The sequence below is a fragment of the Actinoplanes sp. NPDC051633 genome (genome assembly GCF_040681735.1).
Lineage (GTDB): Bacteria > Actinomycetota > Actinomycetes > Mycobacteriales > Micromonosporaceae > Actinoplanes.
In genome coordinates, this window is the sequence record NZ_JBFAZH010000355.1 from 1 (window position 1) to 6,720 (window position 6,720).

At 72.1% G+C, this 6,720-nt stretch carries 3 protein-coding genes and 1 pseudogene; 3 read left to right on the forward strand and 1 reads right to left on the reverse strand.

Annotated features, from left to right (window positions below; translation table 11 throughout):
• Positions 1-18 precede the first annotated feature (18 nt).
• Positions 19-648, reverse strand: a pseudogene (locus tag AB0M20_RS20285) (DHA2 family efflux MFS transporter permease subunit); the annotation flags it as partial.
• A gap of 286 nt (positions 649-934) precedes the next feature.
• Between AB0M20_RS20285 and AB0M20_RS20290 the strand changes: the two are divergent.
• The 3 genes from AB0M20_RS20290 to AB0M20_RS20300 all read left to right on the forward strand — a co-directional run bounded on the left by AB0M20_RS20290 (position 935) and on the right by AB0M20_RS20300 (position 6,705).
• Positions 935-2,164: a GAF domain-containing SpoIIE family protein phosphatase gene (locus AB0M20_RS20290; protein ID WP_364300257.1), complete on the forward strand. Its 1,230-nt coding sequence runs from the start codon at positions 935-937 to the stop codon at positions 2,162-2,164.
• A gap of 96 nt (positions 2,165-2,260) precedes the next feature.
• On the forward strand, positions 2,261-6,406 hold the full coding sequence (locus AB0M20_RS20295; protein WP_364300259.1) for a SpoIIE family protein phosphatase: 4,146 nt from the start codon (positions 2,261-2,263) through the stop codon (positions 6,404-6,406).
• Positions 6,403-6,705, forward strand: a complete 303-nt coding sequence (locus tag AB0M20_RS20300; RefSeq protein WP_364300261.1) for an STAS domain-containing protein — start codon at positions 6,403-6,405, stop codon at positions 6,703-6,705. The genes AB0M20_RS20295 and AB0M20_RS20300 overlap by 4 nt, the downstream gene beginning before the upstream one ends.
• Positions 6,706-6,720 lie beyond the last annotated feature (15 nt).

Genomic DNA, 6,720 nt, shown 5'->3' on the forward strand with positions numbered 1-6,720 from the left:
TAGTGCATTTAAGCGTCAGAGCATGCCGACGAAGTCGAACGACTCGGACGGCTGCGGGCTGTCTTTCGGCAACGCGAAAAACGCGTAGACGAGCGCGATCGCACCGATCGGCAGGTTGATCAGGAAGACCCAGTGCCAGCTGGCCGCCTCGATCAGCCAGCCGCCGAGGATCGGGCCACCGATCGGGCCCAGCAGCATCGGGATGCCCAGGACGGCCATCAGCCGGCCGATCCGCTGCGGCCCGGCCGCCCGCGTCATGATCGTCATGCCGAGCGGCATCAGCATGCCGCCGCCGAGACCCTGCAGCACCCGGTAGGCGACGAGCTGCTCGATCGAGTCGGCGGTCGCGCAGAGCACGGACCCGAGCGTGAAGAGCAGCAGGGCGAGCATGTAGAGCCGCTTGGTGCCGAACCGGTCGGCCGCCCAGCCACTGAGCGGGATCACCGTCGCGAGCGCCAGCGTGTAGCCCGTCATCGTCCAGGCGACCTTGGCGTACGTGGCGTCGAACTGGGTCTGGAAGGTCGGCAGCGCGACACTGACCACGGTGATGTCGAGAATCGACATGATCGCGCCCAGGACCACCACGCCGGCGATCTTGAGCACGGCGGCGTCCAGCTTGTCCGGCGGCGCGACGGCTTGATCGGTCACGGCATGCTCCAAGTTCTGTCCGACATTTCGAGCCGAAAACGCAGCCCGGAAGCCGATCATGTTGTCACCTCGCACGGGCGTGAGCAGCCCATTTTCGGCGTTCGCGCGGCGCAATCGCGCCCGTGAGGCCGCTGAGCAGGGATTAGTGACCGGAGTGATGTCGCGCACCGTGACGGGCACCACGTTTCAGAACCGGGCGGAGCGGCCGAAACGGCCGTAGCCCGGGCCCGCCCGTCGCTCGGCCGGGGAAGGATTCGAACACCTGCCGGATGTATAGGCTGACTCCGTGGCGAGCGTTGAGGCTATGGCCGCCGATGAGCGGTTGCGCCGGTTGGAAGCTGTGACCGACGCCGCTCTCGGCCACCTCGATGCCGCCGACCTGCTCGACGAGTTGCTGGGTCGGGTCCGCGACCTGCTCGAGGTCGACACGGTGGCCGTGCTGCTCCTGGACGTGCGCGCGCAACAGCTGGTGGCGACGGCGGCCAAGGGGCTCGAGGAGGAGGTCCGGCGCGGGTTCCGCCTCGCCGTGGGGCGCGGGTTCGCCGGCCGGGTCGCCGCCTCGCGGCAGCCGGTGGCGCTGCACGACATCCGACCGGGTGACGTGGTGAACCCCCTCCTGCTGGAGGCGGGCGTGCGATCGCTGCTGGGCGTGCCGATGCTGGCCGGCGGCGAGCTGGTCGGGGTGCTGCACGTCGGCAGCCGGACGCTGCGCGAGTTCACCGACGACGACGTGCAACTGTTGCAGCTGGTGGCCGACCGGGCCGCCGCGGCCGGGGAGATCCGGGCGCACCGGCTGGACCAGACGGCCGCGCTCGCGTTGCAGCGCAGCCTGCTTCCGGCGACGCTGCCCGTGCTGCCGGGCCTCGACCTGGCCGCCCGCTTCGTGCCGGGTCACGAGTTCGGTGTGGGCGGGGACTGGTTCGACGTCTTCACGCTGCCGTCCGGCTGGGTGGGCGTGGTCGTCGGGGACGTGTCCGGGCACGGCCTGCAGGCGGCCGTGGTGATGGGCCGCATCCGGAGCGCGCTGCGCGCGTACGCGCTGATCTGTGACGATCCGGCCGAGGCGCTGTCGATGCTCGACCGCAAGGTGCGCCACTTCGAGGCGGCCAGCCTGGCGACGGTCCTGTACGCGATGATCGCGCCGGACCGCGGCCGGGTGTTGCTCTCGCTGGCCGGTCACTTCCCGCCGGTGATCGCCGAGCCCGGGCGGCCGGCGGCCCTCGCGGAGGCGCCGGTCGACCCGCCCGTCGGGATCGATCCGGCCCGCTTCCGGCGGCGGTCCACGACACTGCCCTGGCCGGCGGACGCGGTGCTGGCCGGCTTCACCGACGGCCTGATCGAGCGCCGTGACCGGATCATCGACGTGGGCATCGCCGCCCTGATCGCCGCGGTCCGGGCGGGCGTGCGCGCCGAGCAGGTGTGCACCGACGTGATGACCGCGATCGACGTGGAGAACCCGGTCGACGACGTCGCGCTGCTGGTGGTCCGCCGCGACGCGGTAACCCGATCGGTTTAGCCCGCTCGGGGCCCGGATCCGGCCTCGCCGCGACTTCTGCGCCTGCCCTGCGTATCGTTCGATCCGGTGGGCGTCGACGATGGGAGAGCGCGGCCCGTGAGCAGTGCTGAACGCCCCGATGAGAGTTCCGGTGCCGAGATGTTCGCCGCCGATCGTGCCGTCGGCCGTGATCTCGCCGCGGTGGACTGGGAGCTGACCCCGCTCGGGGCGCCGTCGGGCTGGCCGCAGAGCCTTCGCACGGCGGTCGACATCCTGCTGTCGTCACGCTTCCCGATGTGGATGGCGTGGGGTCCGCAACTGACCTTCTTCTGCAACGACGCGTACCGGCGGGACACGCTGGGTCACAAATACCCGTGGGCGCTGGGCCGGCCGGCGAGCGAGGTCTGGGCGGAGATCTGGGGGGACATCGGCCCGCGCATCGAGACCGTGCTGTCGACCGGCGAAGCGACCTGGGACGAGGCGCTGCTGCTGTTCCTCGAGCGTTCGGGTTACACCGAGGAGAGCTACCACACCTTCTCCTACAGCCCGCTGCGCGACGACAGCGGTTCTCCGGTCGGCATGCTGTGTGTGGTCAGCGAGGAGACCGAGCGGGTCATCGGCGAGCGGCGGATGGCGACGTTGCGGGATCTGGGCTCGGATCCGAGCGCCATTCGCACCGAGCGTCAGGTGCTCGCCTTCACCGACGCCCAGCTCCGGGGCAACCCGCGGGATCTGCCGTTCACGCTGATCTACCTCTTCGACGGCGACGGGATCCGGCTGGCGGGGTCGACCGGCATCCCGGCCGGTCATCCGGCCGCCCCGGCGGTGTTGCCGGCGGACGGCACGCCGACCTGGCCGGCGCCAAACCGCGGCGAGTCCGTCGTGATGGAGCTCGACGCCGCCCGGTTCGAGGACCTGCCGACCGGGGACTGGCGTGAGCCGCCCACCCATGCGTTGCTGGTCCCGTTGCTGCAGCAGGGCGCCGCACCGTACGGCTTCATGGTCGCGGCGCTGAACCGCTACCGCGTCCTGGACGAGGGATACCGCGGTTTCGTCGAGCTGGCCGCCGGGCACGTCGCGGCGGGTGTCGCCAGCGCCCGCGGCTACGAGGCACAGCAGCGCCGGGCCGAGGAGCTGGCGGAGCTGGACCGCGCCAAGACCGCGTTCTTCTCCAACATCAGCCACGAGTTCCGTACCCCGCTGACGCTCATCATGGGCCCCGTGGAGGACCTGCTGGTCCGCTACGGCGACACGGCTCCGGGCGTACGCGAAGACCTCGATGTCATCCGCCGCAACGGGTTGCGGATGGGCAAGCTGGTCAACGCGCTGCTCGACTTCTCACGCATCGAGGCGGGCCGCATGCAGGCCAGCTACGAGCCGGTCGACCTGGCGGCCGTCACCGCCGAGTTGGCGAGCGTATTCCGCTCCGCCGTCGAGCGCGCGGGTCTGGCCTTCGAGGTGGACTGCCCACCGCTGCCGCACCCGGTCCATCTCGACCGCGGCATGTGGGAGAAGGTCGTCCTCAACCTGCTCAGCAACGCGGTCAAGTTCACCTTCAGCGGCGCGGTGCGGATCTCCGTGCGCGCCGAGCCGGATCAGGCCGTCATCACCGTGGCCGACACCGGCATCGGCGTGGCCGAGCAGGAGATGCCGCGGCTGTTCGAGCGCTTTCACCGGATCGAGAACGCGCGCTCGCGCTCCAACGAGGGCAGCGGCATCGGCCTGGCGCTGGTGAAGGAACTCGTCGAGATGCACGGCGGCGCCATCACCGCGCGCAGCGTCCTGGGGGAGGGCACGACGTTCGTCATCCGCCTGCCGTTCGGGACCGCCCACCTGCCGGCCGACGCGCTGACCACCGCCCGGAGCGCGGTCACGGTCTCCGCCACGGCGGATCCCTTCGTGCAGGAGGCGCTGCGGTGGCTGCCCGCCGAGCCGCGGGCGGAGGAGACGGACGAGACGGAGGTGCTCGGCGCGCCCGGTGGCGCCTTCGTGGCGGGCGCGGCGACCAGACTCCTGGTCGCAGACGACAACGCGGACATGCGCGACTACCTCACCCGTCTGCTGCGCTCCGCGGGCCATCGCGTTGACTCCGTCGCCGACGGGCAGGCGGCGCTGGAGGCGGCCCGGCTGCACCGCCCCGACCTCGTCGTCAGCGACGTCATGATGCCCCGCCTGGACGGTCTGCAGCTGGTGGCCGCGTTGCGCGCCGACCCGCGCACCGCCGGCACCCCGGTGTTGCTGCTCTCCGCGCGGGCGGGGGAGGAGGCCTCGATCGAGGGCCTGGAAGCCGGCGCGGACGACTACCTGGTCAAGCCGTTCTCGTCGGCCGAGCTGCTGGCCCGGGTGCGGACGAACGTGAAGCTGGCCCGCCTGCGCAACCACCACGCGCGGTGGCGCACGGCGCTGATCGACTCGTTGCAGGAGGCCTTCTTCGTCTGCGACGGCGACGGCGCCGTGATCGAGATCAACTCCACGTTCACCAAGATCCTGGGGTACGGGCCGGAAGGGCTGCCGTATCCGCCGGTGCCGCCGTGGTGGCCCGATCCCGCCGCCGACCCCGAGGGGCACCGGCGGGTCACCGAGGCCTTCGGGCTGCTGATCGAGCACGACAGCGGCTCGTACACGATTCCGGTGATCCACCGTGACGGGCACCGGCTGTGGGTGGCCGCCGCCTTCAACCGGGCCGAGGATCCGGACACCGGACGCCACGTCATCGTCGGCACCTTCCGCGACGTGACGGCCGAGCATTACGCCGTTCAGCGGGAGACCGCCGTGGCGGCGGTGAGCGTGCGCCTGTCCCAGGCGGAGAGCACGACCGGAGCGCTGCACGGTGTGCTCGCGGTGCTGCGGGAGCTGTGGCAGGCGACGGACGTGTACGCGGCCGTGTTCGACGACGCGCAGGCGCCCGCGGTGGCCTCGACGAACCCGCATCTGCGCTGGGAGAGCCTGCCGGAGGACCGCCGCCGGACGCTCACGGCGCTGCGGGACAGGCCGTTGCTCACGCCGGTCGCCGACCGGGCGGGTGGCGCCGGTGTCGCCCTGGAGCATCCCGACGGCACCATGGTGCTGTGGGTGCAGCTGGCCGAGCAACGGCCGTTCACCGAGCAGGATCAGACCCTGCTCGCCCTGCTGGCCGGGCACCTGGGCCAGGGCCTGCACCGGGTGCACCAGATCGACCAGCAGCGGGAGACCGCGCTGGCGCTGCAGCGGGCCATCCTCGGGCCGGCCCGGCTGCCCGCCGGGTTCGCGGTGCGGTACGCGCCGGCGACCCGCCCGCTGAAGGTCGGCGGCGACTGGTACGACACGGTCACCCTGCCCGAGGGGCGCATCGGCATCGTCGTCGGCGACTGCGTCGGCCACGGTCTGGAGGCCGCCACCGTCATGGGCCAGCTGCGCAGCGCCTGCCGGGCCCTGCTGCTGCAGAACACGGACCCGGCGCAGACGCTGACCGCGCTCGACCGCTTCGCCGCCCAGCTGCCGGGCGCCATGTGCGCGACCGTCTTCTGCGGCATCCTCGACCTGGCCACCGGGAATCTGACCTACTCCAGCGCGGGGCATCCACCGGCGGTCGTGACCCATCCCGACGGCACCACCGACCTGCTCGACCAGGGCCGGTCGCGGCCGCTCGGGGTCCGCTCCCGGGCGCCGCGGGCCGAGGCGCGCTATGCCGTGCCCAGCCGGGGCACCCTGCTGCTCTACACCGACGGGCTGGTCGAGCGCCGCCGCCAGCCGTTGACCGCGGGCATCGACCGGGTCACCGCCGCCCTCCAGCACGGGCGCGCCGCACCGCTGGAGACGCTCGCGACCGACGTCATGGACGGCATGGCCCCGGCCGGCGGCTACCACGACGACGTGGCCCTGCTGCTGTACCGGCATCCCGGCCCGCTCGAGCTCGACTTCCCGGCGGAGGCCGGTCGGCTGGCGCCCGTCCGTTCCGCGTTGCGCGGCTGGCTCAGTCGCTGCGGGGTGGACACCGCCACGGCGCAGAACGTCCTGGTGGCGGCCGGCGAGGCGTGCGCCAACGCGATCGAGCACGGTCACCGCCACGCCCCGGCCGGCCGGATCCGGCTGCGGGCGGCCGCCACCGCCGTCGATCTGCACCTCACGATCACCGACGCCGGTCGGTGGAAGACTCCTCAGCCCGCCGCGAATCCGCACCGCGGACGCGGACTGAACCTGATGAGAGCGTTGATGAAGGAAGTGACCATCTCGACGGGCGCCACCGGCACCGTCGTCGGCCTGCAGGCGAGGATCTCCCGATGAGCACGGCGCTGAGCTTCACCACCGACCGCCGCGCCGACGGCGCCACCGTCCTGGCGGCCACCGGCGAGATCGACATGAGCAACGTCGCGTCCTTCGCCGCGGCCCTGGCGGACGCGCGGCACCGGGCCGCGGACGGCGCCTTCGTCATCGACCTGACCGGCGTGGAATACATCGACAGTGCGGGCCTGGCGGCGGTGTTTCCGCACGTCGACAGCGTCCACCTGATCGCAACCCCGCTGCTCGCGCCGGTGCTGACCATCGCCGGCCTGGACGACGTCACCACGATTCGCGAACCCTGAACCCGTATGTCAGGC